The following is a 24,717-nucleotide window of genomic DNA, read 5'->3' on the forward strand; positions in this document are numbered from 1 at the left end:
AGCGCCGGCGACCCGCCGCCCCGACGCTCCCTCCACAAGGGCGTCGGCTCAGAAGAAGCCCATCGCGCCTTCGGCGTACGAGACGAGCAGGTTCTTCGTCTGCTGGTAGTGGTCGAGCATCTTGAGGTGGTTCTCGCGGCCGATGCCCGACTGCTTGTACCCGCCGAACGCGGCGTGCGCCGGGTACTGGTGGTACGTGTTGGTCCAGACGCGTCCGGCCTCGATGGCGCGGCCGGCGCGGTAGGCGGTGTCGCCGCTGCGGCTCCACACACCGGCGCCGAGGCCGTAGAGGGTGTCGTTCGCAATCGAGATGGCGTCGTCGAAGTTGTCGAACGACGTGACCGAGAGCACCGGGCCGAAGATCTCCTCCTGGAAGATCCGCATGTCGTTCGTGCCCTCGAACACGGTCGGTGCGACGTAGTAGCCGCCCGACAGCTCGCCGCCGAGGTCGACCCGCTCGCCACCGGTGAGCAGCTTCGCGCCGCCGGCCTTGCCGATCTCGATGTACGACAGGATCTTCTCGAGCTGGTCGTTCGAGGCCTGCGCGCCGATCATCGTCTCGGGGTCGAGCGGGTTGCCCTGCTTCACCTTGCCGACGCGGGCGAGGCCGTCGCCGAGGAACTGGTCGTAGATCGACCGCTGGATCAGCGCCCGCGACGGGCACGTGCACACTTCACCCTGGTTCAGGGCGAAGAGCGTGAAGCCCTCCAGCGCCTTGTCGTAGTAGGCGTCGTCGGTCGCGCGGGCCACGTCCTCGAAGAAGACGTTCGGGCTCTTGCCCCCGAGCTCCAGCGTCACCGGGATGAGGTTCTGCGACGCGTACTGCATGATCAGGCGACCCGTGGTGGTCTCACCCGTGAAGGCGACCTTGCGGACCCGCTTGTGCTGCGCCAGCGGAGCCCCCGCCTCGATGCCGAAACCGTTGACGATGTTCACGACACCGGCCGGCAGCAGGTCGCCGATGATGTCGAACAGGAACAGCAGCGATGCCGGGGTCTGCTCGGCCGGCTTGATCACGACGCAGTTGCCCGCGGCGAGTGCCGGAGCGAGCTTCCACGCGGCCATGAGGATCGGAAAGTTCCACGGGATGATCTGCGCCACCACACCGAGCGGCTCGTTGAAGTGGTACGCGACGGTGTTCTCGTCGAGCTGGCTGAGCGACCCCTCCTGGGCCCGCAGCACACCCGCGAAGTAGCGGAAGTGATCGACGGTCAGCGGAATGTCGGCGGCGAGCGTCTCGCGCACCGGCTTGCCGTTCTCCCACGTCTCGGCGACGGCGATCTGCTCGAGGTTCTGCTCGATGCGGTCGGCGATCTTGTTCAGGATGACGCTGCGCTCGGCGGGCGTCGTCTTCTTCCACGACGCGAACGCCTTCCAGGCGGCATCCACCGCCCGGTCGATGTCGGCGGCGTCACCGCGGGCGACCTCGCAGAACGGCTTGCCCGTGACGGGGGTGATGTCTTCGAAGTACTCGCCGCTGTGCGGCTCGACCCACTCCCCGCCGATGTAGTGCCCGTACCGCTCGCGATACTGGGCGACGGCCCCGCGCGTACCGGGGGCGGCGTAGACGCTGGAAACGCCTTCTTCGACGATGGTCATGCGTGTCTCCTTCGACAGTTATGAGGCGCCGCGACGGCTTCGAGCGGCGATGCGCCGACGGTACGCCGGGCAACGTTGCATCGGGTTGCACGCTGCATCGCGAGACGAGACCGCACCCGATCGACGAAGCCGCATCGGATTGACGACCAGCTGGTGCGGTCTCGGCGAACGGATGCGGTCTCGGCATCCCACGCCCCTATGCCGGACCGTGGACGCCGCGCACCACCCGTGCGGGAGAGCCCACCGCGATCGTGCCCGCCGGAACGTCCTTCGTGACCACCGAACCTGCACCGACCACCGCGTCGTCGCCGATCGTCACGCCGGGCAGGACCGTGACGTTCGCTCCCAGCCACACGTTGCGTCCGAGCACCACCGGCGCCGGCAGCAGATCCGCGCGGCGGGCGGGGTCGATGCCGTGCTGCAGCGTCGCGATCACGACGTTGTGGCCGATCAGGCAGTCGTCGCCGATCGTGATGCCGCCCTGGTCTTGGAAGCGGCATCCGGAGTTGATGAACACCCTTTTGCCGAGCCAGATGTTTCGGCCGAAGTCGCTGGTGAAGGGAGGGAAGAGCGTGACGGACTCGTCGACCTCGCGCCCCGTCAGCCGCGCGAGGAGCGCACGGACGTCGTCGGGCTCGCGGTACGCGGAGTTCAGCTCGGCGGCGATCCGCAGGGCCTCCTGACTCGCGCGATGCATGACGTCGTGCAGGGGAGACCCGCCGGCGATGGTGTCCCCGCGGTCGAGGGCTTCGATGAGATCGGTGACGGTCATGATCGACCGGCCCCGCTGAGCGACCAACTCGCGAGCATCTGCAGACGCTCGGCCGACGGCGATCCCGGCTCGGCGGTGTAGACGAGCAGCGCCATGCCGTCGTCGGCGGTCACGGCGAGTTCTTCGTACGCGAGCGTGAGCTCGCCCACCACCGGATGATGGAACCGCTTGGTCCCCGTCCCATGGGTGCGCACATCGTGCGCCGACCACAGGCGGGCGAAGGTCTCGCTGCGGGTCGTGAGTTCGCCGACGAGGTCCTGCATCGTGCGGTCGTGCGGATCGCGCCCCGCCTCGACCCGCATGATCCCGACGCACATCTGCGCGAACAGGTCCCAATCCGGGTAGAAGTCGCGCGCCGCCGGGTCGAGGAATTGGAACCGCGCCAGATTCGGCACCCGCCCACTCGTGCCGATGACCGGGGAGTAGAACGCCGCCCCGAGCGCGTTCGTCGCGACGAGGTTCTGGTGGCGGTCGCGGACGAACGCGGGCCCGCCGGTGATGGCATCCAAGGTGCTCTGCAGACCCGGACGCGCCGTCACCGTCGCGCTCGAACGTCGCCGCGGTCGCCCGGAGGTCGGGATGCCATCGGCCGCCCGAGCGAGGTCGAGGAGATGCATCCGCTCGGTCTCGTCCAGCAGCAGGGCGCGAGACAGCGACTCGAGCACCGCGGCGGAGGCTCCCGCGATGTGCCCGCGCTCGAGCTTCGCGTAGTACTCGACGCTCACGTCGGCGAGCATCGCGACCTCCGCGCGCCGCAGACCGGGCACGCGCCGATGGGTGCCCGACGCCAGCCCGACCTGCTCGGGGGCGACGCGCGCACGGCGGGTCGTGAGGAACTCGCGCACCTCGGCCTTGTTGTCCATGCCATCCACGGTAGAGCCGCCGCTCGGAGGAAGGGATGCCCTGGTGGTACACCCTCCGTCAGGGCCTCCCGCGGAGGCTGTCGACGGAGTGTGCTGGGCGTACCGCCCCCGACGAATGGAGCACACCATGCGCATCCTCCCCACCCCGCCCACCGTGAAGAACCCGCCCGAATGGTTCACCGGCGACGTCTGGCTCGACCCGGTCGTGTCGCCGCAGCACGACGGTCAGCGGCTCCACGCCGGTCTCGTGCGCTTCGCCCCCGGCGCGCGCACGGCATGGCATTCGCATCCTCTCGGCCAGACCCTGCGCGTCATCGAAGGCACCGCGCGGGTGCAGGCGCGCGGCGGCGCCATCGTCGAGGTGCAGGCTGGTCAGACGGTTTCGTGCCCGCCCGGCGAGGAGCACTGGCACGGTGCCGCACCCGACAGCTTCATGACCCACCTCGCCCTGTGGGAGACCCCCGAGGGCAGCGAGAGCGCGACATGGGGTTCGCACGTCACCGACGACGAGTACAACGCCCCGATCACCGAGGGGAACGACCGATGAGAGCCACGCTGATGTACGGCGCGGGCGACGTCCGCGTCGAAGAGGTCGCCGACCCCACCATCGAGGAACCCACGGATGCCGTGATCCGGGTGACGCACGCGTGCGTATGCGGCTCAGACCTGCATCCGTACCACTCCCTCGAACACACCCCCGAGGGACGCCGAATGGGCCACGAGGCCATCGGCGTCATCGAGGAGATCGGCGCCTCCGTGCAGACCCTCGCGGTGGGCGACACGGTCATCGTTCCGTTCGCCTGGTCGGACAACACGTGCGTCTTCTGCCGCGACGGCCTCACGACGTCGTGCGTGCACGGCGGCTTCTTCGACGGCGCCGCATCGGCGACCCAGGCCGAGCGTCTCCGCGTCCCGCAGGCCGACGGCACCGCGGTCGTCGTCCCGGCCGGCACCGACGAGGCGCTCATGCCTTCGCTCCTGACTCTTTCGGACGTCTACCTGACCGGACACCACGCCGCCCACACCGGCGGCGTCGCTCCGGGCAAGACCGTCGTGGTGATCGGCGACGGCGCGGTCGGCCTGTCCGCGGTCCTCGCCTCACGCCAGTTGGGCGCCGAAACCATCATCCTCATGGGGCGCCACGAGGCTCGGACGAACCTGGGCCGCGACTTCGGCGCCACGCACGTGGTCGCCGAGCGCGGCGACGACGGTGTGGCCCGCGTGCTCGACCTCACCGGCGACGAGGGCGCGCACGTCGTACTCGAAGCAGTCGGACACATGCCCGCCTACGAGCAGGCGTACCGGATCGTCCGCCCCGGTGGAACGATCTCGCGCGTCGGCGTACCGCAGTACGAGGACGCTCCCGTCGGCTTCGCGTCACTGTTCGGCAAGAACGCCACCCTCACCGGAGGGCCCGCAACCATCCGGGCCTACATCGAGGCGGCGCTGCCGCAGGTGCTCGACGGCAGCATCGACCCCGGCCGCGTCTTCGACCGCGAACTGCCCCTGTCGGAGATCGCCGAGGCCTACCGTCTCATGGACTCCCGCGAGGCGCTGAAGGTGCTGATCCGCCCGTAACACCTTTCACGAACGAACGGATGCCGCGACCCCGAGGCCGCGGCATCCGCTCCGTTCGATCCTCTACGCGTCGGCGTCGACGAGCACCGACCGCAGCGGCGGGACGTTCACCTCGTGCAGGTCGACGTCGTCGAGACGCTCGATGCTCACCACGCGCGGAGCGATCGCGCGGTCGTCGGCCACGATCCAGCTGCCCACGAGGAGGAAGCGGTCGTTGCCGGCGGTGATGGGCCCCGTGACGGCGAACGTCGCAGCGGTCGGGGTGACGAACGTGACGCGCACGGGCGTGCCGTGGGGGAGTGTCGAAGGGTCGACGACGTCGGCCGACAGCGCCGGCTCGGGCACCGCGATGCCGAGATCGATGCGCTGGATCTCGGCGCTCGTGGCGAGGATCACGTCGCCGACGAGCGGCTGCCCACCCACGCCGATGCGGACGGCGCCCTCGATCGCGTACAGACCGTAGCGGGGCGACCGCACCAGGACCCGGGCGATGTCGCCCGCCTTCACCTCGGCGACGGCCTCGCGGATGCGCCCCACATCGCGACGGGCGCGAGCTGCCGAGAAGATGTCGAGCGTCGATTCGTCCATGGATTCAGCGTAACCAGGGCCTCCGACATCAGTCCCGTTCGAGGCGCTCGATCCGCGAGACGAGCCCGGCGCGTTTCGGCGACCGAGCAGGCAGCATCCCCAGGCACAACCGCAGCACCTCGACGTCGTCGCGCCCGTCCGACGTGTCGGCGTACGCGAGCAGCACGTCGATCCCCGCCTCTTCGATCAGCGCCTCGCGCAGCGCCTGACGTACCGACTCCCGCACCTCGGCCACGCCGGGCGCCACCGAATCCGGCAGCACCGGCCCGCGGTACGCGGCGAGCGCGACGCGGTGCGCCCCGCGATCGAGCAGCGACACCACCTGCTGGGCGTCGGTCTCGAGGCCGTCGGGCAGCCGGTACGGACGCGATGCCGGGACGAGCGCGGGCGCGAGAGGCTCCAGCACCCTCCGCAGCCGCACCATCTCGGGGCGGAGCGTCTCGGTCGCGGGGTGACCGTACACGGCCTCGCTCAGCGCCTCGGCGGACATGCCCTCGCGATGCACGGCGAGCAGCAGCAGGATCTCGGCGTGCCGTGCGCCGAGCTCGACCACCGTCTCCCCGCTCTCGCCGGACACCTCGAGCAGCGCCCGGTCCCGCCCCAGGATCCGCAGCAGCGCGCGCGTCCCGGTCGACCGTCGCGGGCGACGCGACGGGGGCTCCTGCTGTGCGCGGAGCCGCCCGACGAGGATCTCGCTCTCGATCGCCCGGGCCGTGGCATCCACCAGCAACTGGGCCTGCGGGGTCACGGCCTCGGGGCCTCCCGTGACGTCGATCATGCCCAGCAGTCGCCGCGTCTCGGGATCGTGCACCGGCGCCGCGGTGCACGACCAGGGCTGCACGAACCGGTTGAAGTGCTCGGCCCCGCGGATCTGCACCGACCGGTCGAGCGTCAGGGCCGTGCCCGGGGCGGACGTACCGACGACCTCCTCCGACCAGTTGGCGCCGGCGACGAAACCCATGTCGCCGGTGAGCGAGCGCACACGGCGGTCGCCCTCGACCCACAGCAGGCGTCCCGCGGCGTCGCCGACCGCGACGACGACGCCGGAGTCCTCCGCCGAGCCGGGCAGCAGCAGCGAGCGGATCATGTCCATCACCCCGGCGAGCGGGTGGGCACGGCGGTACGCCTCGAGCTCCGCGGAGGCGAGATCGAGCGTCGGCAGACCCTCCGGACCGACGAGGGATGCCAGGGACCTCCGCCACGAGTCCCGCACCAGTGGGCGCACGTCGCCGAGTCGACGATCCTCGTTGCCGGCGAGCAGCTCGTCGTGGGCGCGCGCGATCAGCAGCCCCGAGTTCTCGGGGGAGACGGCGGGTCGCGACCACGGCGAAGACACAGGACTCCCATCGGCGGTGACGGTGTCGCCCCCAGTGTAGGTCGCGGGGCGCGGGGGTGGGAGGGTTCCCAGCGGGATGCCAGGGGCCGGGGCGTGAGGAGTCTGCGGCGTGTCGGTCCCGGCATCCGTAATTCCATTCACACGCATTAATGAGAGTCATTCCCCACACCGGAAAACGCCGTCGACCCCCTCGACAGGCACCACCGACGCGCGCACGGTGGAGGTATCCCCCCGTCGCTCCAGAGAAAGGAACGCCATGAAGGCAGTGCAGTACCGCGAGATCGGCAAAGGCCCCGAAGTGGTCGAGATCGAGGAGCCGCACCCCGGTCCGGGACAGGTCCGCCTCAAGGTCACCGCCGCGGGTCTGTGCCACTCCGACTGGTTCGTCATGGACCTCCCGGAGGAGCAGTACACCTACGGCCTGCCCCTGACCCTGGGGCACGAGGGCGCCGGCATCGTCGACGAGCTCGGCGACGGCGTCGAGGGCGTGAACATCGGCGAGGCGTACGCCATCTACGGCCCGTGGGGCTGCGGTCGCTGCCACGCGTGCGCGCAGGGCGCCGAGAACTACTGCCCCTACGCCGCCGAGCTCGGCATCACCCCTCCCGGACTCGGCAGCCCCGGCGCGATGGCCGAGTACGTCATCGTCGACGACCCGCGCCACCTCGTGCCGCTCGGCGACCTCGACCCCGTCGAGACCGTGTCGCTGACCGACGCCGGCCTCACGCCGTACCACGCGATCGTCGCCGCGAAGGAGAAGCTGTACCCCGGCGCGACCGCCGTGGTCATCGGCGTCGGCGGACTCGGGCACGTGGGCGTGCAGATCCTCCGCGCGATCTCGCAGGCCACCGTCATCGCGGTCGATCTCGGCGAGGACAAGCTCGCCCTCGCCCGCGAAGTCGGCGCGCACCACACGGTGACCTCCGACGAGCACGCCGCCGAGCGCATCCGCGAGCTCACGAACGGCCTCGGAGCCACGGCCGTCTTCGACTTCGTCGGCGTGCAGCCGACCGTCGACCTCGCCCGGCAGGTCGCCGCGATCGACAGCTTCATCCACATCGTCGGCATCGGTGGTGGCATCCTGCCCGCCGGCTTCTTCTCGACGCCGTTCGGTGCCGCCGTCCGTGCGCCGTACTGGGGCACGCGCAGCGAGCTCATCGAGGTGCTCGACCTCGCGCGCAGCGGCGCCGTCGGCGTCCACGTCGAGCGGTACGGCTTCGACACGGCCGTCGAGGCCTACCAGCGCCTCCACCACGGCGAGGTGCGCGGGCGCGCGGTCGTCGTTCCGTAACCACGGCACCGAGGGGGTGGCATCCGGTTCGGGATGCCACCCCCTCGGCGTTCCCGTGCCCGCGATGCCACCCCTTCGGCGCTCGAGCGCCCGGTTTGGGGCCGCACCCTACCCCGCGCCCGGGCACGACGCGCGGAATCCGCACTGCGCACTACTGCGCATCGCGTGGTACTGTCCCTCACAGATGAGTAAAGGGGGGCGCGTGGATACGACGCAGCTACTGAAGGGGGTGCTGGATGCCGCGGTGCTCGCGGTCGTCCAGCACGACGACGGCTACGGCTACGACATCGTTCGGCGCCTGCGCGACGCGGGGCTCGGGGAGGTGGGGGATGCCTCGGTCTACGGCACCCTGCGCCGGCTGTACTCCGCGGGAGCACTGTCGAGCTACGTGGTGCCGTCCGACGGCGGACCGCACCGCAAGTACTACGCGATCAACCCACAGGGTCGGGAACTGCTCGACGCACAGCGCGCCAGCTGGACCCACTTCTCGTCGGCCATGACGAGCCTCCTCGACGAGACGACCACCCCGAAGAAGCTGCGCACGATCGGAGACGCCCGATGATCACCACGCCCGTCCGCGCCGACATCCACGAGTTCGCCACCGCCGTCCGCGCCCACCTCGACGACCTCCCGGCCGACGAGGTCGACGATCTGCTCGACGGCCTCGAGGCCGACTTGTCCGACCAGGCCGCCGAGGCCGGCGACGACTTCACGCTCCCGGATGCCACGACCTACGCGGCCGAACTGCGCGCCGCCGCGGGGCTCCCCGAGCGCACCGACACCGCATCGGCGACGACGCGCGTGAGCGTCGGACAGCGTGTGATCGACGGATGGCGCGAGATGGCCGCCGCGGTGCGCACGAACCCGGCCGGCGCGTGGACGCTCGATCTGCTGTCGTCACTTCGGCCCGTGTGGTGGCTGGTGCGCGGGTTCGCCTGGTACCTCGTCGCCTACTTCGTGATGCTCATCCTCTTTCCGTTCGGCACGACCGGCGGGATCCTGGGCGCGGTGCTCATGCTCGGGCGCGGCAACCTCGGGGCGTGGACCGCACTGTTCGGCCTCCTGCTGCTGAGCGTGCAGTGGGGAAGAGGACGCTGGCTTCCCCGCCGCGGGCTGCGCGTGCTCCGCACGGTGATGACCGTCGGTGCCGTCGTGGCACTCCCCGTCCTCATCGGGGTGTACACGGATGCCCTGGGGCAGGCCCTCACGCGCGTCGACCAGACGCCCGTCGCCTACGACGTCCCCGGCCTCTCCCTCGACGGACAACGCGTGCGGAACATCTTCGCCTTCGACGCCGAGGGCAACGCCATCCCGACCGTGCAGCTCTACGACCAGGACGGCAACCCGCTCACGACCGTCGGACGCGACATCGGTCCGACGCCGTACGACTCCTACTTCTACGGCGGGGGCGGCCCGGTGCCGGTGCCGTACACCGCGCCCGGAGCCAGCGACGCGTGGAACATCTACCCGCTGCGGGAGATCCCGCCCGGGGTCATGTCGTGGGATCCCTGGGAGGACGTCGCGAAAGCGAAGGCGACGACGTTCCCCTTCCTGCGGGTCCAACCGATCCCGACCGACGTCGCCCCGACCCCCGGTTCGACTCCGCTGCCCGGTCCGACCACGGGAGCGGTGTCGGATGCCACCCCCGGGGTGACCACACCGTGAGCGACGAGCCGCGGATCGTGAGCATCGACCTCACCCACCTCGTGCTCGCGGCGCTCCAGCAGGAGCGCGACGAGAAGGACTAGGCGTCCGGAACTTCGGGGCGTGATTCGGCGAATTGGGGCGCACGAATCACGCCCCGATGTCACTCGGGGGGCGGCCGCCCCGTGCCGTCACGCGGAGTCCGTCGCCGACACGCCGCCCCGCGCACCGCACGATCGGCGTGCCGGACAAGAACTCCGCCCTGCGGCGCAGCAGCCCGCCACGGCGGGCGCGGCACGGCACGGCCCAGGGACGTGTGCGCAGGCCTCAGGCTCGCGCGGCCCACCATTCGCGCAGCCGCTTCTCGGCCTCGTCCTCGCCGAGCACGCCCTCGTCGAGCCGCAGGTCGAGCAGGAAGCGGTACGCCTCGCCGACCTCGCGGCCGGGCTTCAGCCCCAGCACCTCCTGGATGCGGTTGCCGTCCAGCTCGGGGCGGATCGAGTCGATCTCCTCCTGCTCGCGCAGCGCGACGATGCGGGCCTCGATGTCGTCGTAGGCGGATGCCAGGCGCTGGGCCTTCCGCTTGTTGCGCGTCGTCACATCCGCCCGCGTGAGGATGTGCAGCCGCTCCAGTTCGTCGCCGGCGTCGCGGACGTAGCGGCGGACCGCGGCATCCGTCCACGCCCCCTCGGCGTACCCGAAGAAGCGCAGGTGCAGCTCGACGAGGCGCGACACCACGGTCGTCGTCGCGGCGTCGAAGCGCAGCGCCTGGAGGCGCTTGCGCGCCATCCGCGCACCCTTGATGTCGTGGTGGTGGAACGTCACGCCGCCGCCCGGTTCGAGGCGCCGCGTCGCCGGCTTGCCGATGTCGTGCAGCAGTGCCGCCAGGCGCAGCGGGACGTCGGGGGCGGTGCCGGGGTGACGCTGCTTCTCGAGCGCGATCGCCTGACGCAGCACCGTGAGCGAGTGCTCGTACACGTCTTTGTGATGGTGATGTTCGTCGACCTCGAGGCGCAGAGCCGGGATCTCGGGGAGGAACTCCTCGATCAGCCCGGTCTCCACGAGCACCCGGATGCCACGCACCGGGTCGTCGGTCTGGAGCAGCCGCACGAGCTCGGCCTGCACGCGCTCGGGACTCACGATCTCGAGAGTGCCGCGCAGCTCGGCGATGGCATCCAGGGTCTCGGGGTCGACCGTGAACTCGAGCTGCGAGGAGAACCGGGCGGCACGGAGCATGCGCAGCGGGTCGTCGCCGAAGCTGACCGCGGGGTCGATGGGGGTGCGCAGGCGCTGAGCGAGGAGGTCTTCCACGCCACCGGTGGGGTCGACGAGCGTGCGCGCGGGCACCCGCAGCGCCATCGCGTTGACCGTGAAGTCGCGGCGGGTGAGGTCGGCCTCGAGCGTGTCACCGAACTCGACCGTGGGCTTGCGGGTCACGCCGTCGTAGCTGTCGGCGCGGTAGGTCGTGATCTCGACCTGCTCGCCCTGCACCTTGGCGCCGATGGTGCCGAAGGCACGCCCGACGTCCCACTGCACCGACGACACGGGCTTCACGAGGGCGAGGATCTCGTCGGGGCGTGCGTCGGTGGTGAAGTCGAAGTCGTGGGTGGTGCGACCCAGGAGCGCGTCGCGCACGGGACCGCCCACGATGGCGAGATCGCGCCCGGCGTCGGCGAACACCCGCGCGAGGGTGGCGACCACCGGATGCTCGGCGAGTTCGCCGAGGCGCGCGACACCGTCGGCCATGTTCAGCATGCCTTCGAGCCTAACCGGGGGTGTCCTCGCGCGTCGGGCCCTGGCGTCCCGGGAGCGTTCGGTGTCCAAGACACGCGGACCGTGCGCGGACGCATCCGCGTGTCGTGGACACCGAGCCCACGTGGGCGCCGCCTCAGTCCGCGAACACCAGGAAGCCCGTGACGATGAGCTCGCGCACCCGCGGCAGGACGTCGGCGCGGAGTTCCCCGGCATCCACTTCCAAGAGCTGCGCGATCGCGTCGACGAGCGGACCGACCGCCAGATCGCCGTCGCACGCGCCGACCAGCGCCGCGAGCGCCGAGTCGACATCGATCGTGCGGCCGAACCCACCGCCCTGGCGCAGCTCGATCACCGAGGGCGACTCCTCGCCCGGGCGGTGGTGCCGGGCTTCGGTGACGTCCGGCGAGAACCGCAGCACAGCGGATGCCAGCCCCTCATCGTCGAGGAGAGCGGCGCGGTCGTGGTTCTCGAGGCATTCCGCGAGGTGCGGGCCGAACGCGGACTCCCCGCCGCCGGCGACCCGCTCGTAGCGGGCGAGCGTCGGCGCACCGGCGAGGGGTCGGCGCAGCAGGACGTAGCCGAAGCCGATGCCCGTCACCCCGCGAGCCGCGAAGTCGTCGAGCCACGCATCGATGAGGCGCGCGTACTCCGGCGTACCCGGAACGGTCCCGCCGTCGCGCACCCACAGCTCCGCGTAAGCGAGCGGGTCGAGCAGCTCGCGTTCGACGATCCAGGCGTCGAGCGACGGATCGACCCAGCCGCGCACGCGGTCCAGCCCCGACTCCCCCTCGCGGTACTCCCAATTGCCGAGCGACTGCGCGACGCCGCCTGGCGCGAGGTGCGCACCGACCGAGGAGATCACCGCGGCGACGAGCGCATCGCCCTCGAGGCCGCCGTCGCGATATTCGTACGCCGGGACGCCCGCGACCCGCGGCGTGATCACGAACGGGGGATTGGATGCCACCCGGTCGAACGTCTCACCCTCGACGGGGTCGAACAGCGAACCGACACGCGTCTCGATCCCGTCGACGTCGTTGAGCAGCGCGTTCAGACGGGTGAATCGCAGCGCACGCTCGGAGATGTCCGTCGCGATCACCCGCGGCACGAGCCGCCGCAGGCGGAGAGCCTGGATGCCGCAGCCGGTACCGAGGTCGAGGGCCGTACCGCCGCGCCAGGTGAGCTGGAGCTTCGCCAGGGTCTGCGATGCCCCGCCGACCCCCAGGACGTGGTCCTCGGGGAGGGGTCCCCCCAGGGCCGCCTCGTCGAGGTCGCTCGCGATCCACCACTCGACTTCTCCGTCGGCGTCGGCGAAGGGCTGGGGACGGATCAGGACCTCGGGGGCGACACGGTCGCCGTCGAGCGAGACGAGACCGAGCGCCTCCGCCCCGTCGAGACCGAGCGCCGGGAGAGCCGCCGCCGCGTCCTCGCGCGCGACGAGCGCACCGAGCCCCCACAGACGCCCGAGGACGGCGAGCGGGTCGCGTCGGTCGCCGAGTGCGCGTTCGGCCGGTCGCCGCAGGCCCCGCGCGAGCGCGTCGTCGGCGAGCGCTCCCCACGCCGCCCGCAGCGACGCACCTGCGTAGCCCGCGGACCGCAGATCGTCGGCGAGGGCACGGCAGAGTGTCGGATCGGGTTCGGGAAGCACCGGTCCATTCAACCGTCTGCGCGAGGCTATCGGGGGGTTCCGAGGCGGCGGACCTAGACTCGTCGCGGTGCGAGGCCCCCTCGCCCACCGACGCTCGTATGAACGTGACCTCCCTGCCTTCGGGCTCACCCGTGCCGCGGCGCTCCCTCACGCGCCGATTCCTGGCGACCCTCGCCGCGGCCGCCCTCGCGCTCGGACTCGCGGCGCCGCTCGCCGCCACCGCGGCGACCCCGACCCCCTCGCCCACCGCGGGTACCGCGTCGCCCACACTCGCCGCGGCGCCCGCCGGCAACGGCATCCTGCGCCCGGGCGAGACCTTCGCGGTCCTGGCGACACTCGCCAACCCCGGCACCGCGACGGTCTCGGCGGCCTCCGTCTCGCTGTCGATCGGTGCGACGCCGCTGACCGACGACGCCGCCCTCACCCGGTGGCTGAGCGGCGACGCGTCCGGTGTCACTCTGCAGCAGATCGCGACGGGAACCTTGGATGCCACGGCCCCGTCGGCACAGAACTCGGTGTCGTTCACGGTGCAGGGCACCGACCCGGCGCTTCTCGGGCGCGGCGCCGGGGTGTACCCCGTGCTGGCCCAGACGAGCGGGGGAGCCTCGCTCCAGGCGCCGACCGTGGTCGTCGTGCCCGCCGAGGGGGCGAGCACCCCGCTGGCGGTCGTCGTGCCGATCACCGCGGCCCCCCGCACCGGGGGCCTGCTCACCGCGAAGGAACTGGCCGACCTCACCGCGGTCGACGGGGCCCTCTCGGCGCAATTGGATGCCGTCGACGGCTCGGTCGCGACCCTGGCCGTCGACCCGGCGATCCCCGCCGCCATCCGGGTGCTCGGTTCTTCGGCACCCCCCACCGCGGTGGCGTGGCTGAAGCGCCTGCTCGCCCTCCCCAACGACCGTTTCGCCCTGCAGTTCGGCGACGCCGACCTGTCGGCGCAGATCCGCGCCGGTGTCACGACCCCCCTGGCACCGACGTCACTGCAGTCGTACATGACCGCGGCGGACTTCACCCAGCCGGTCTCGGCAGTGACGACGCCGAGCCCCTCCGCCTCGACGGCTCCCGGACAGCCCTCCTTCCCCGACCTCGCCGCCCTGCTCGACATCGGATCCGCCGATCAGAACGTGTTCTGGCCCGCGACCGGGTCCGTCGACTCCTCCGTGGTCGGCGCTCTCGGCGCCCTCGGATCGGACGCCGCCCCCGCCCGCATCCTCGTCGCGTCGACCAACCTGGCGGGAGGCACCGCGACCGCCACCGCGGCCGTGGACGGGGTGGCGACCCCGGTGTACGACGCGGAAGTGTCGCGTGCCCTGACCACGGCCGCCGCCGAGAACGACACCGCCCTGCGCGGCGCCGCTCTGGCCGCCGCCTCCGGGCATCTCGCCTTCGCCCGCACGGGTGCGGCCGACCGCCCAGTGCTGGCCGTCCTCGACCGTGGCACCGATCGCTCACGCGTGAGCCTTCGCGCGACGCTCGGCGCCCTGGCATCCGCCCCCGGATACCTCCCCACCACGTTCGCCGCGGTCATGGGCGCTCCGCGGACGGACGTGTCGCTCGGAGAGGCGTCCCCCGACGCCGTCCGCGCGGCCGACGTCGCCGACCTGCTCTCCGACGAAGACACGATCGACCGTTTCGCGACGATCCTCGACCAGCCGGAGCTCCTCACGGGACGCGAACGTGCGGAAATCCTCCAGGTGCTGAACGTCGCCTGGACCGGGGATGCCGCCCGCACCGCGGTCGCCGACCACCGCTCGGCGACGCAGACCACACTGGACTCCGTCGGCATCCTGTCATCGGACTTCCGGCTGGTCAGCTCCAGCGCACCGCTGCGACCGTGGGTGCGCAACGACCTGCCGTGGCCCATCTCGGTGGTGCTGCGGACCCAGCCCGACGACGTACGCCTCCGAGTGCAGGCCGACACACCGATCGATGCCCAGGCCTCGGCGAACACCCGCGTCGAGGTTCCCGTCGAAGCCCGCATCGCCAACGGCGAGGTCGACGTCTCGATGCAGCTCTACAGCCCGACCGGAGAGGTCATCGGCGCTCGACAGAACGTGCAGGTCGAGGTCCGCGCCGAGTGGGAGAGCATCGGCCTCATCGTCTTCATCGTCCTCGTGGTCGCATTCCTCGGAATCGGGGTACTGCGCACGGTCAGCCGCCGCCGGCGGGCCCGAGCGCCGGAGCAGGCGGAGCAGCCGGAGAGCGACGACAGCGCCTCCCGCGAGGCCGACCGCGTCGATCACACCTGACGCTCCGAGGACGCGCGCCAGCCCCAGGCCCCAGGAATACAGCGGGGCTACCATGGGTTTCATCCGGCGGAATCAACGAAGGGAACGCGCTACCGTGCGTCACGTCATCATCATCGGGTCGGGCCCGGCGGGCTACACCGCCGCGATCTACGCCGCCCGAGCCAACCTCGAACCCCTCGTCGTCGCGAGCTCCGTCGAAGCGGGTGGCGATCTCATGACCACCACCGACGTCGAGAACTTCCCCGGCTTCCCCGACGGCATCCTCGGACCCGACCTCATGGCCAAGATGCAGGCCCAGGCCGAGCGTTTCGGCGCGGAGGTCCTCTACGACGACGTCGTCTCGCTCGAGCTCGATGGCCCCGTCAAGAAGGTCACCCTCGGCAGCGGAAAGGTGCACGAGGCCGCCTCGATCATCTACGCGACCGGCTCCGCGTACCGCAAGCTCGGCCTCGAGGGCGAAGAGCGTCTCTCCGGCCGTGGCGTGTCGTGGTGCGCCACCTGCGACGGCTTCTTCTTCCGTGAGCGGACGATCGCCGTCGTCGGCGGTGGAGACTCCGCGATGGAAGAGGCCAACTTCCTGACGAAGTTCGCGTCGAAGGTCTACATCGTCCACCGCAAGGACACCCTCCGCGCCTCGAAGATCATGCAGGAGCGCGCTTTCGCGAACCCGAAGATCGAGTTCATCTGGAACAGCGAAGTCGCGGAGATCCTCGGAGACGAGGCCGTCGACGGCATCCGCCTGCGTTCGACGGTCGACGGCAGCGAGAGCGACCTCCCGATCGACGGTCTGTTCGTCGCGATCGGAAACGACCCGCGCACGCACCTCGTGCACGACAAGCTCCAGCTCACCCCCGAGGGGACGATCTGGGTCGACGGTCGCTCGTCGCGCACGTCGGTCGACGGTGTCTTCGCCGCGGGCGACGTGATCGACCCGACGTACCGTCAGGCCATCACGGCAGCCGGCAGTGGCACGGTCGCCGCGCTCGACGTGGAGCACTTCCTCGCCGCACGCGGTGAGGCCGGTGAGCCGGCAGTCGCCGAGAGTCCTCTCGAAGGACTCCCCGACGCCGCCGTGGTCTGAGGAATAAATCCGTTCTCACCGGGGTTTCATCCGGTAACGCTTCCATCTAAGGAGAAATGCACATGACCGCCAAGGCGACGACCAGCGCGACCTTCGAGCAGGACGTCCTGCAGGCCGAGGGCCCCGTTCTCGTGGACTTCTGGGCCGAGTGGTGCGGACCGTGTCGTATGGTCAGCCCCGTTCTCGATGAGATCCAGTCCGAGAACGCCGACAAGATCACCATCGTGAAGCTCAACGTCGACGAGAACCCCGACCTCGCGATGAAGTACCAGATCACCTCGATCCCCGCGATGAAGGTGTTCGAGGGCGGCGAGGTCAAGACGACCATCATCGGCGCCAAGCCCAAGTTCGCGCTCGAGAAGGACCTCGAGGCCTACCTCGGCTGATCCCGCGCGCAGCGAAGGCCCCCGGCATCCTCGTGATGTCGGGGGTCTTTCTCGTCGTTCTCGCCCGCGGAAGGATGCCAGGCCGCCGCCCGCGGTGCCGGCGGCTCCGTGGCACCCTAGGAGACGTCGAGACGCACCGAAGCGTCCCAGCGACGGTGCGGCTCCTCGTCGCCGAGAATGCGCCACACGGCCCGCGTGAGCGCCGGATAATCCAGCGCGATCTGCCGGAGCACGCGATAGTTGCGAGACCGGGTGGGTCGGACGCCGCCGTTCTCGGCGATGTTCTCAGCGCGAAGGGTCAGCACGACCAGTTCGTCGACACTCGGCAGGTCTTCCATGAAGTCCCACGGGTCTTCACCGCCGCGGAGACGCTCGTGGATGAGGACGGCGAGTTCGTCGGAGGCCTCGGCACGCAGCAGTTCGAGACTGGCGCGGCGGCGAGGGCTCTGGTCGTTCGCGGTCACCTCTCCAGCCTACGTCGAGCCTCCGACGGGGGAGCCGCTCGGCGTCCGCTCTCGGCATATGCCAAGTGGGGAATAAGCCCCTGCTCAGCCCGTGTAGCCCTCTTCACCCAGAACGGCAAGGATGCGATTAAGGTCCTGGATCGTCGCGAAATCTATGCTGATCTGGCCTTTTCTGGCCGTCAGCGAGACCTTCACCTTGGTGTCGAAGCGATCGCCCAGACGCTCCGCGATGTCGTCCAGACCCGAGCGGCGGCTGCCGGCCTTCGGCTTCTGCCGCACCGGAGCCACACCCGGCATCTTCGCGGCGGCCTCTGCAGCGCGCACCGAAAGATCTTCGTTGACGATCTTGTCCGCGAGCTTCTGCATCTCACGCGGGTCCTCGAGCGAGAGGATCGCGCGCGCGTGGCCGGCGGTCAGAACACCGGCAGCGACCCGCTGCTGAACGGGGACAGGGAGCTTCAGTAGACGGATCGTGTTGCTGATCTGCGGACGCGAGCGACCAATCCGGGTCGCGAGTTCCTCCTGCGTGATCCCGAAATCCTCGAGGAGCTGCTGATACGCCGATGCCTCTTCCAGCGGGTTCAGCTGCGACCGGTGCAGGTTCTCGAGAAGCGCGTCCCGCAGGAGGTACTCATCCTCGGTCTCGCGAACCACGGCGGGAATCGACGACAGCCCCGCCTCGCGCGAGGCACGGGTACGACGCTCCCCCATGATCAGCTCATAGGTGCCATCGCCCTTGTCGCGGACGACCACCGGCTGCAGCACGCCGAACTCACGTACGGAGTGGACGAGCTCGGCGAGGTCCTCCGGGTCGAAGTGCGTACGGGGCTGACGGGGGTTCGGCACGATCGACTGCGGGTCGATGTGAACCAAGCGCGCGCCCGGAACGGTGACGAGGTCAGGGGTTGCGTCGTCTGAGGGCTCCGTCGCCGTCGGGGTGGACGTCGTCTTCTTCGACTCCTCGGTCGTGGATGCGCCGGGGAAGAAGACATCGACCGGTCGCGCTTCCGACGACTCCGCCGTGGGGATGAGGGCACCGATACCGCGGCCCAGTCCGGTTCTCTTGGCCATCAGTCTTCCTTCGTGGTGGTGTCGCGTGCGACGATCTCGACCGCAGCCTCGCGGTAGGCGATCGCGCCCGCTGAGTGGCCATCGTACGCGATGACCGTTTGACCGAAACTCGGCGCCTCGGAGACGCGCACCGAGCGGGGGATCACTGTGTCGAGCACCTCTTTGGAGAAGTGCTCCCGAACCTCATCGGCGACCTGCTGCGCCAGACGAGTGCGCCCGTCGTACATGGTCAGCAGGATCGTGGACACATGGAGGGCGGGATTCAGATGCTTTTGAATCATCTGCACACTACCGAGGAGCTGGCTCAGCCCTTCGAGCGCGTAGTACTCGCACTGAATCGGGATGAGTACCTCATCCGCCGCCGTGAAGGCATTGATCGTCAGGAGACCGAGTGACGGCGGACAGTCGATGATGACGAAGTCGAGATGATTGTCGGCGTCCGCAAGGTAGTCCCGGAGCGCACCCCGCAGTCGGTGCTCACGCGCCACCTGGGAGACGAGTTCGATCTCGGCCCCGGCAAGGTGGATCGTGCTCGGCGCACACAGGAGGTTCGGCGACTCAGGACTCGTCTGGATGATGTCAGCGAGGGGGAACTCGTCGATCAGAACGTCATAGATGCTGGCGGTGTCGGCGTTATGAGGGACGCCGAGTGCGGTGGACGCGTTGCCCTGGGGATCGAGGTCGATCACGAGCACCTTGGCTCCGAGGGATGCCAGAGCCGCCGAGACGTTGACCGCGGTGGTCGTCTTGCCGACGCCACCCTTCTGGTTCGACACCGTGAACACGCGGGTGCGCCCCGACAACTTCACCTCGACTGCCTCCAGCGCTCGGCGTCGAGCCGAGAGATCCGCGAGCTCACGTGCAATGGGGGAGTCCTCGAAGGAGGTCGAGCCGGACGACTCGCCGGATTGTTTCACGTGAAACGCGCTCCTTCATCTCCGGGGACAACATCCCCAGTCTACGTGGGCTCCTGCGTCTCGAGTAGGCGCGGGGCGGCAATCACCGGGCGAATTGGGGGCGATACGGACGGTGGCTCAAGCACGAGGACGACGGTGACGGCGGGACGATGGCCCGCGGGTCGGGAGGTTCGCTCGAGTTCACCCTCGCGCGGGTGGGGGCTGAAGCTCAGCCCGGTCACGCGCGCGGGCGCGCCGACATCCGGGACCGGTCTGGGACCGGCGACGCGTCTCGGACGGTGAAGACCCTGGGCGGCCTGATTCCCGCGCGGCGACGCCGGATTCGTTGGCTCAGCGGCGTCGCGAGGCAGACCACTTCCACCCTGACCCACGCACTGGCAATCCGCTGTCCGGCCGGGCGAGGTGATGGTCGGTGCGCACTCACAGAGCGGTCCCATCCGCGTTTCGGCGAGATACGACGTGTTTCACGTGAAACATTTCATGGCGCTCGGCCCCATGCACCCATCTTGGGCAGTGATCCAGGCGACGCGGACACGGCGGTCGTGAGATGAAGGCCGCGGTGCTCACCTACTGAGGGAGACCGGCTCAGCCGTTGGGATCACCCATTGCATGGGGTTGCTTTCAGGGGTGCCGGCCGCCGTCGCGCCGCAGATTCCGCATCCCGCCAGACTGACCGGGCACCGGCGTGCCGTTGGGCAGGGATAGCGCGATCGTCGGTGAGCTGCGCATCTCTCCTGATGCAGTGCGCGACGTGGACCCCAGCACGGGCGACCGCCTGCGGTTCACGGGCGACGCCGCCATTCTGGGACGTGCGTGCTTTCGCGTGGCGGCGTTACGAATGTTGACGAGGTGCGAAGGATCAGGAGAGCGCCCGCACACGATCACCTGAGACCGCCTGCAATGGGGTCACGGATGGGCGCGCCAGTTGGCGGGGCTGGGTTGCGCCCCCGTCCGGGCCGTGGCGACGTTTGCGTTCTGGCGAGATGACACCGCGCGCAGGGCAACGGAGTTTGGCGTGCGTGCGGATAGCTCCGCCCACGCCTCACGCTGAGAGCAGCGCAGACAGACAGACAGACGATCCTTAGAGCACCGCACTGCGGGTGCCTCATCCTCGTGTTCTGACGGTGAGTTTGCGCACAGAGGCGGTCGCCCCGTTGTGCAATCGTCGTTGCACGTACCGGAATCGCGGATTCTGCCAGCACTGCCACGCCGCTCCGCGGTGCGCCCGCGAGAGCGCAGTCTCTGGCTGTTTCACGTGAAACGCATTGTCAGACCCCGAGCGGTTCCATTGGGGCGGCGCTGACGTGCGTGTTGTGGAGAGACGACGACGGACACAGCGCGCGATCCTTGGTACATCGCGTCCACACGCGGCCCGTGGCGCCCGGAATGGGGCTCGATCTCCGCTCAATTGGAGGCGGAGGGGAGCGGGTGAACGTCGTGCGGTCACGGCGGTTGTGGTGCGTAACGAATCGCTTCCGGCTTCCGTTGCGGAAGCGCGCGCCGCGCCGCGGTTCGTCCGCAAACCCGGTCCGATACGAAGATGCCCGTCATGCGACCTCCGCATCCGCATCCGCGGCCGTCGACACATGCGGGGGAGGCAGGCATCTTGATGACGTAGCGCGGAACACACCGACGGGCCGGCGTCGCTGGGTTCACGCGCTCCGAGATCGGTGTAAACATGTGCGACCTGAGATGGGCGGCGTGGCCCACAACTACCGGGAGAGAGGACGAACTCTCGTTCGAGCCGGCGACTGAACGCTGTTCGCCGCACACGCGACCGCTCTCGCTGACCTGCACACGATCAGCGGGGCTACAGGATGTTTCACGTGAAACGTACGGCTCAACCACTGCCGAGTCCGCCTTACTCGAGCGAGCCGCGCGGGGGATGGAGCTGAACAGGTGCGCACCCCATCACGCGGAGTCTCGCACGCGCTCCGGAGAATCGCCCAGCTTTGGGAGCGGAGAGGCTGACTACGTGCGCTTGAACGCGCGTAGTTTGTGGGGGAGCAGCGGCTCGGACTGGGGAGAACTCGCTGAAATGCTGGCCTAGCCGCACCCGCGCGCCTCGCCCGCGAGTCCGCCGCGTCGCGGCCAATGTTTCACGCGAAACACATCCTCACAACGCGACCACAACTCAGCCCACGGTGGACGCCCACGGATCCGACGTGCTGGATCGGTCTCCGGCCGACGGAAGACGCTCATGCGCGAGCGTCACCGGCAGCGCCATGGACTTCGCGCTGCGCGCGACACTCGCCGGTCTGGCTTTGAGCGCACCAGCCGACACCGTCCTCGGCTCTGCAACCAGCCGCCCCGACATACGCCCCACCTGGATGACGTACGGCCGCAACGACTACGAGGCCAACGTTTCACGTGAAACATGCAAGCGTGTAGTTGGACTCGAACGTGTGCTCCCCGTTTGAACGCGCGGAATCAAGACCCGAATGACTGTGCCTACATCCGCCCTGCGACGCCTGCACAACGTCGACGGCGCGCGACAAGCCGTCGACGCGTTGGGCGATGGAACCCGAAGTTCATGGACCAGAACCTTCGCAATCCGCATGTCGGCGGCGGGCTGGCGGCGTGACCATGTCGACAGGCGGGGTGCCGATCGTCCTCTCAGCGCCGAGCTGTTCCGACTGGTATGCCCGCCACGAGTGAGGACGTCGGAGGTCGCGGACGGCGGCGTCGCACAAGACACAGTGCCGAACTCAACGCGTCCGCACTCCGCCTGCGGCTGGGCGGGCGCTCCCAGAAGGCGACCACTTCAGATCCTTGCTCCGAGGCTCTGTGCCAACCGACACGGACGCGACCTTCGCGCGATTCGCGGTGGCTGCCCGACAACCCAGACGCGATGAGATGAGGCACCGGTCGCAGCGCAACCGGAGGATTCCTCCAGTCCAGCGCGTTCATGACCCGCACGGCGGACACTCGCGACACGGACCCGCGCATGGTCCGCCCTACGCGCGGAATCTCACTCCCCGCAGCACGCCTGGCGAGAGACGCACGGCCCACAACCCAGGTGAGCAGGGGAGCGCCCCACGTGTGCTCGTCATTGCCGCCGTAGGTACCACGGGGGCTTGGAGCGAGCGGGTCTCGACGAACGGACGGCACAGCGTTCGACACCCGATCACGTAGACACGGACCATGTTGGACCGCCCGGCGTGTCGAAGCCAACCCCACCTCCTCCGTGGGAGACCAGGGAACCGCGATCTGACCTCGGTCCGTCATCCGGGGCCCCAGACCCGACGACGACGGACGCTACCACCGCCGCAACGCGTCAACAGGGACCGTGTGGCCGCGCAGTGTCACGTCTCATCCATCGGGGATCGACTCCGGTCGATCCACCGCTCCTCGCCGGCATGCGCGCGAGTCATAGCCGCGGGGACTACAGACCCCACCCGACGCCGATGTTTCACGTGAAACAGAGGCCCTCGGGACGCCCGCGTCCAGCGCAACCGTAGACAGATCACTCGCCGCCGACCTGGCGCCGGTCCGTCGCGAGGACATCACTCAGGGCGCCGCAGCGGAAAGCCGCCATACCGACCTGGGAGTGGAGCCGGCACGCCCCGACGGCACGCACGTCGACCGGATCCGCACAGGGACTTCATCTCGCGACCCATCGCGCCACACACCACGGTCATACCGCGATGTTCCACGTGAAACGCGCCCCACACAGGACACTGACCAGACGGCCCGACGACCGCCGTCACCGAAGAGCTTCATCCAAGACACCGATCCGGCAACAGCGACCCCGCGCAGCGCGGAGTGACCACGGCTTGGCGAGGACTCAGGGACACTCGATCGATCAGAACGCTCCACGCCGCCTTCGCCGCAGCAGACGCGACTCGCGCCAGCGCGCACGGCGATCCCAGCCGGCGGCGGCGACCCACCACGCGGCGACACCGGACCGCCTGCCGACGGCGACGCGCGGTCCTGATCCGGCATCCGTGACGCGAAGCCGCAACCGACACTCCCTCTCTGCACACCTGACAAGCGCAGCGGAGGACCCGCCGGTGTCGGAGCCTCACGACAGACTGTCTCTCATGCCACGAACGCTCGGAGACCCGCTTCCACCCGAACCCCTGCAGACACCCGACATCGACGACGACTTCTCGAGCGAGATACTCGGAGAAGTGTGGGTTCCGCACTATCTGCCCCACTGGACGACACCCGCGAGATCTGCGGCGCGCGTGAGATCGGTCCCGGACGGTCTCGAACTCCGGATCGAGGAGGACCAACCCGACTGGCGCCCTGAGGACGCACCACTGCGCGTCTCCAACCTTCAGACGGCGACCTATTCGGGCGGTCTCGGATCACGCGCCGGAACACACCGTCACCGTCCCGACGGACTGGAGGTGCGTACGCCGACCCCACTCAGTCTGCGTTACGCGCCGACAGCCGGTCGGATCGATGTCACCCTGAGCGCGAGCACGGATCCCGACTGCATGACGGCCATCTGGCTCGTCGGCATCGAGCACGACGGCCCGCGTGACTCAGGCGAGATCTGCGTCGCGGAGATCGACGCGGACGCCATCGGCGACATCACGCACGTGCGCTGCGGTATCAAGGCCCACCACGACGACCGCTTGCGCACCGACATGATCACGACGTCCGTTCCGCACGATGCCGGACGCCCCCTCACGTGGACGGTCGAATGGGGTGGGGGAGTGACGATCATCGGGCTGGAAGGTCGCGTCGTCGCCGAGTTCGATCAGGCGCCGGCGTATCCCCAGATGCTCCTGATCGACGTGTTCGAGATGTCACCCGGCTGCGGCACGTACCCGAAAGCAGCGACTGTTCATCACGTGAAAGCGTGGTCAATGCATCCCATTGAATGGGAAAGGCTAGCGTGTCACCGTTGCGGTCAACACGCGCGTCGGCTCGTCGACCACACCCTCACCCACGACATGGACCTCGATGTCCGTCACACCGAACCGACGAACCTGCTTCGCGGCCGCGTCGATCTCGGCGGCGACGTTCGCCCCCTTGAGGTAGGCGAGTCTTCCACCGACTCGGGCGAGAGGAGCGGTCCAGGGGATGAGCGTCTTCAGCGCGCTGACGGCACGGGCGGTGACGACGTCGAAGACGCGCCCCTTCGCCCACTCTTCGGCGCGGAGACGCTCCACAGTGACGTTCTCGAGCCCGAGGTCCGCAACCTGCTCGCTGAGCCAGATCGTGCGTCGCTCCATGGGCTCGATCAGCGTGAACTCCACGTCCGGGCGCGCGATCGCAAGGACGAGACCGGGGAGCCCGGCTCCGGACCCCACGTCCGCCACACGTCCTGTGAAGAACGGCGCAGCCACCGCGCTGTTGAGGATGTGTCGGGTCCAGAGTCGGGGCACCTCGAGCGGCCCGATGAGCCCTCGCTCCTCGCCGTGAGTGGCGAGAGCACTCGTGAACCGACGTGCGAGATCGATGCGGTCACCGAACACCGCGACAGCGGCATCCGGTTCCGCTTCGAGTTCGTTGTCCACGTCG

General features: G+C 69.6%; 19 protein-coding genes. 8 read left to right on the top strand and 11 right to left on the bottom strand.

All coding sequences use genetic code 11. From position 1 onward, the window contains the following. Nucleotides 1-48: 48 nt before the first annotated feature. The 3 genes from BGO45_RS12890 to BGO45_RS12900 all read right to left on the bottom strand — a co-directional run bounded on the left by BGO45_RS12890 (nucleotide 49) and on the right by BGO45_RS12900 (nucleotide 3,234). Complete coding sequence (locus tag BGO45_RS12890) at nucleotides 49-1,599, bottom strand: aldehyde dehydrogenase family protein (RefSeq protein WP_292694858.1); 1,551 nt, start codon at nucleotides 1,597-1,599, stop codon at nucleotides 49-51. Between the two features lie 196 nt (nucleotides 1,600-1,795). Then, on the bottom strand, nucleotides 1,796-2,371 hold the full coding sequence (locus BGO45_RS12895; RefSeq protein ID WP_292694860.1) for a sugar O-acetyltransferase: 576 nt from the start codon (nucleotides 2,369-2,371) through the stop codon (nucleotides 1,796-1,798). Next, nucleotides 2,368-3,234 carry a helix-turn-helix transcriptional regulator gene (locus BGO45_RS12900; RefSeq protein WP_292694862.1) on the bottom strand — a complete coding sequence of 289 codons (867 nt, stop codon included), beginning with the start codon at nucleotides 3,232-3,234 and terminating at the stop codon, nucleotides 2,368-2,370. The genes BGO45_RS12895 and BGO45_RS12900 overlap by 4 nt, the downstream gene beginning before the upstream one ends. Nucleotides 3,235-3,361: 127 nt before the next feature. Here BGO45_RS12900 and BGO45_RS12905 point away from each other — a divergent pair, with 127 nt between their 5' ends. Together BGO45_RS12905 and BGO45_RS12910 are read left to right on the top strand one after the other, a co-directional pair. Further along, entirely contained in the window at nucleotides 3,362-3,781 is a 420-nt protein-coding gene (locus BGO45_RS12905; protein WP_076492742.1) for a cupin domain-containing protein, read from the top strand. Then, nucleotides 3,778-4,812: an alcohol dehydrogenase catalytic domain-containing protein gene (locus tag BGO45_RS12910; RefSeq protein ID WP_292694865.1), complete on the top strand. Its 1,035-nt coding sequence runs from the start codon at nucleotides 3,778-3,780 to the stop codon at nucleotides 4,810-4,812. Before BGO45_RS12905 ends, BGO45_RS12910 begins: the two co-directional genes overlap by 4 nt. 63 nt (nucleotides 4,813-4,875) lie before the next feature. Here the strand turns inward: BGO45_RS12910 and BGO45_RS12915 are convergent, their stop codons facing one another. After that, entirely contained in the window at nucleotides 4,876-5,400 is a 525-nt protein-coding gene (locus tag BGO45_RS12915) for a hypothetical protein (RefSeq protein ID WP_292694867.1), read from the bottom strand. Between the two features lie 28 nt (nucleotides 5,401-5,428). Next, nucleotides 5,429-6,736 (bottom strand): GAF domain-containing protein, encoded by a 1,308-nt coding sequence (locus BGO45_RS12920; RefSeq protein WP_292694868.1) that lies wholly within the window; start codon nucleotides 6,734-6,736, stop codon nucleotides 5,429-5,431. Between the two features lie 256 nt (nucleotides 6,737-6,992). Here BGO45_RS12920 and BGO45_RS12925 point away from each other — a divergent pair, with 256 nt between their 5' ends. The 3 genes from BGO45_RS12925 (at nucleotide 6,993) to BGO45_RS12935 (ending at nucleotide 9,692) form a co-directional block, all read left to right on the top strand. Continuing rightward, nucleotides 6,993-8,027, top strand: a complete 1,035-nt coding sequence (locus tag BGO45_RS12925; RefSeq protein WP_292694870.1) for an NAD(P)-dependent alcohol dehydrogenase — start codon at nucleotides 6,993-6,995, stop codon at nucleotides 8,025-8,027. A 202-nt stretch (nucleotides 8,028-8,229) separates the two neighbouring features. Continuing rightward, nucleotides 8,230-8,589, top strand: a complete 360-nt coding sequence (locus tag BGO45_RS12930; RefSeq protein WP_076492733.1) for a PadR family transcriptional regulator — start codon at nucleotides 8,230-8,232, stop codon at nucleotides 8,587-8,589. After that, the gene (locus BGO45_RS12935) at nucleotides 8,586-9,692 is read left to right on the top strand and encodes a hypothetical protein (protein WP_292694873.1); all 1,107 of its coding nucleotides are present in this window, start codon (nucleotides 8,586-8,588) and stop codon (nucleotides 9,690-9,692) included. Before BGO45_RS12930 ends, BGO45_RS12935 begins: the two co-directional genes overlap by 4 nt. A 306-nt stretch (nucleotides 9,693-9,998) precedes the next feature. Here the strand turns inward: BGO45_RS12935 and BGO45_RS12940 are convergent, their stop codons facing one another. Beyond that, a complete protein-coding gene (locus tag BGO45_RS12940) occupies nucleotides 9,999-11,426 on the bottom strand; it encodes a CCA tRNA nucleotidyltransferase (protein WP_292694875.1) in 1,428 nt (475 codons plus the stop codon). A 133-nt stretch (nucleotides 11,427-11,559) separates the two neighbouring features. Further along, entirely contained in the window at nucleotides 11,560-13,071 is a 1,512-nt protein-coding gene (locus BGO45_RS12945) for a methyltransferase (protein ID WP_292694877.1), read from the bottom strand. Between the two features lie 104 nt (nucleotides 13,072-13,175). On the opposite strand from BGO45_RS12945, the gene BGO45_RS12950 reads away from it, so the two are divergent. From BGO45_RS12950 to trxA, 3 genes are all read left to right on the top strand, one after another. Beyond that, nucleotides 13,176-15,320 carry a DUF6049 family protein gene (locus tag BGO45_RS12950; protein WP_292694878.1) on the top strand — a complete coding sequence of 715 codons (2,145 nt, stop codon included), beginning with the start codon at nucleotides 13,176-13,178 and terminating at the stop codon, nucleotides 15,318-15,320. Nucleotides 15,321-15,414: 94 nt separating this feature from the next. Continuing rightward, nucleotides 15,415-16,401 (top strand): thioredoxin-disulfide reductase, encoded by a 987-nt coding sequence (gene trxB / locus BGO45_RS12955; protein WP_292694880.1) that lies wholly within the window; start codon nucleotides 15,415-15,417, stop codon nucleotides 16,399-16,401. Between the two features lie 62 nt (nucleotides 16,402-16,463). Further along, nucleotides 16,464-16,787, top strand: coding sequence for a thioredoxin (gene trxA, locus BGO45_RS12960; protein WP_292694882.1), 324 nt, complete (start codon nucleotides 16,464-16,466; stop codon nucleotides 16,785-16,787). Between the two features lie 116 nt (nucleotides 16,788-16,903). Here trxA and BGO45_RS12965 read toward each other — a convergent pair whose 3' ends face one another. From BGO45_RS12965 to rsmG, 4 genes are all read right to left on the bottom strand, one after another. Further along, nucleotides 16,904-17,251 (bottom strand): tryptophan synthase subunit alpha, encoded by a 348-nt coding sequence (locus BGO45_RS12965; RefSeq protein WP_292694884.1) that lies wholly within the window; start codon nucleotides 17,249-17,251, stop codon nucleotides 16,904-16,906. A gap of 84 nt (nucleotides 17,252-17,335) precedes the next feature. After that, nucleotides 17,336-18,322 (bottom strand): ParB/RepB/Spo0J family partition protein, encoded by a 987-nt coding sequence (locus BGO45_RS12970; protein WP_292694886.1) that lies wholly within the window; start codon nucleotides 18,320-18,322, stop codon nucleotides 17,336-17,338. Then, the gene (locus tag BGO45_RS12975; RefSeq protein ID WP_292694888.1) at nucleotides 18,322-19,239 is read right to left on the bottom strand and encodes a ParA family protein; all 918 of its coding nucleotides are present in this window, start codon (nucleotides 19,237-19,239) and stop codon (nucleotides 18,322-18,324) included. Before BGO45_RS12975 ends, BGO45_RS12970 begins: the two co-directional genes overlap by 1 nt. 4,844 nt (nucleotides 19,240-24,083) lie before the next feature. Further along, a complete protein-coding gene (gene rsmG / locus BGO45_RS12980; protein WP_292694890.1) occupies nucleotides 24,084-24,713 on the bottom strand; it encodes a 16S rRNA (guanine(527)-N(7))-methyltransferase RsmG in 630 nt (209 codons plus the stop codon). Nucleotides 24,714-24,717 lie beyond the last annotated feature (4 nt).

Origin of the sequence: Microbacterium sp. 71-36, from assembly GCF_001898305.1 — a bacterium.
Lineage (GTDB): Bacteria > Actinomycetota > Actinomycetes > Actinomycetales > Microbacteriaceae > Microbacterium.

Bases quoted from the DNA above. Each gene is read 5' to 3' on its own strand.
- BGO45_RS12940 (WP_292694875.1), bottom strand. From the start codon at position 11,426: ATGCTGAACATGGCCGACGGTGTCGCGCGCCTCGGCGAACTCGCCGAG.
- BGO45_RS12890 (WP_292694858.1), bottom strand. From the start codon at position 1,599: ATGACCATCGTCGAAGAAGGCGTTTCCAGCGTCTACGCCGCCCCCGGT.
- BGO45_RS12970 (WP_292694886.1), bottom strand. From the start codon at position 18,322: ATGGCCAAGAGAACCGGACTGGGCCGCGGTATCGGTGCCCTCATCCCC.
- BGO45_RS12895 (WP_292694860.1), bottom strand. From the start codon at position 2,371: ATGACCGTCACCGATCTCATCGAAGCCCTCGACCGCGGGGACACCATC.
- BGO45_RS12905 (WP_076492742.1), top strand. From the start codon at position 3,362: ATGCGCATCCTCCCCACCCCGCCCACCGTGAAGAACCCGCCCGAATGG.
- BGO45_RS12910 (WP_292694865.1), top strand. From the start codon at position 3,778: ATGAGAGCCACGCTGATGTACGGCGCGGGCGACGTCCGCGTCGAAGAG.
- BGO45_RS12915 (WP_292694867.1), bottom strand. From the start codon at position 5,400: ATGGACGAATCGACGCTCGACATCTTCTCGGCAGCTCGCGCCCGTCGC.
- BGO45_RS12935 (WP_292694873.1), top strand. From the start codon at position 8,586: ATGATCACCACGCCCGTCCGCGCCGACATCCACGAGTTCGCCACCGCC.
- BGO45_RS12900 (WP_292694862.1), bottom strand. From the start codon at position 3,234: ATGGACAACAAGGCCGAGGTGCGCGAGTTCCTCACGACCCGCCGTGCG.
- trxA (WP_292694882.1), top strand. From the start codon at position 16,464: ATGACCGCCAAGGCGACGACCAGCGCGACCTTCGAGCAGGACGTCCTG.
- BGO45_RS12925 (WP_292694870.1), top strand. From the start codon at position 6,993: ATGAAGGCAGTGCAGTACCGCGAGATCGGCAAAGGCCCCGAAGTGGTC.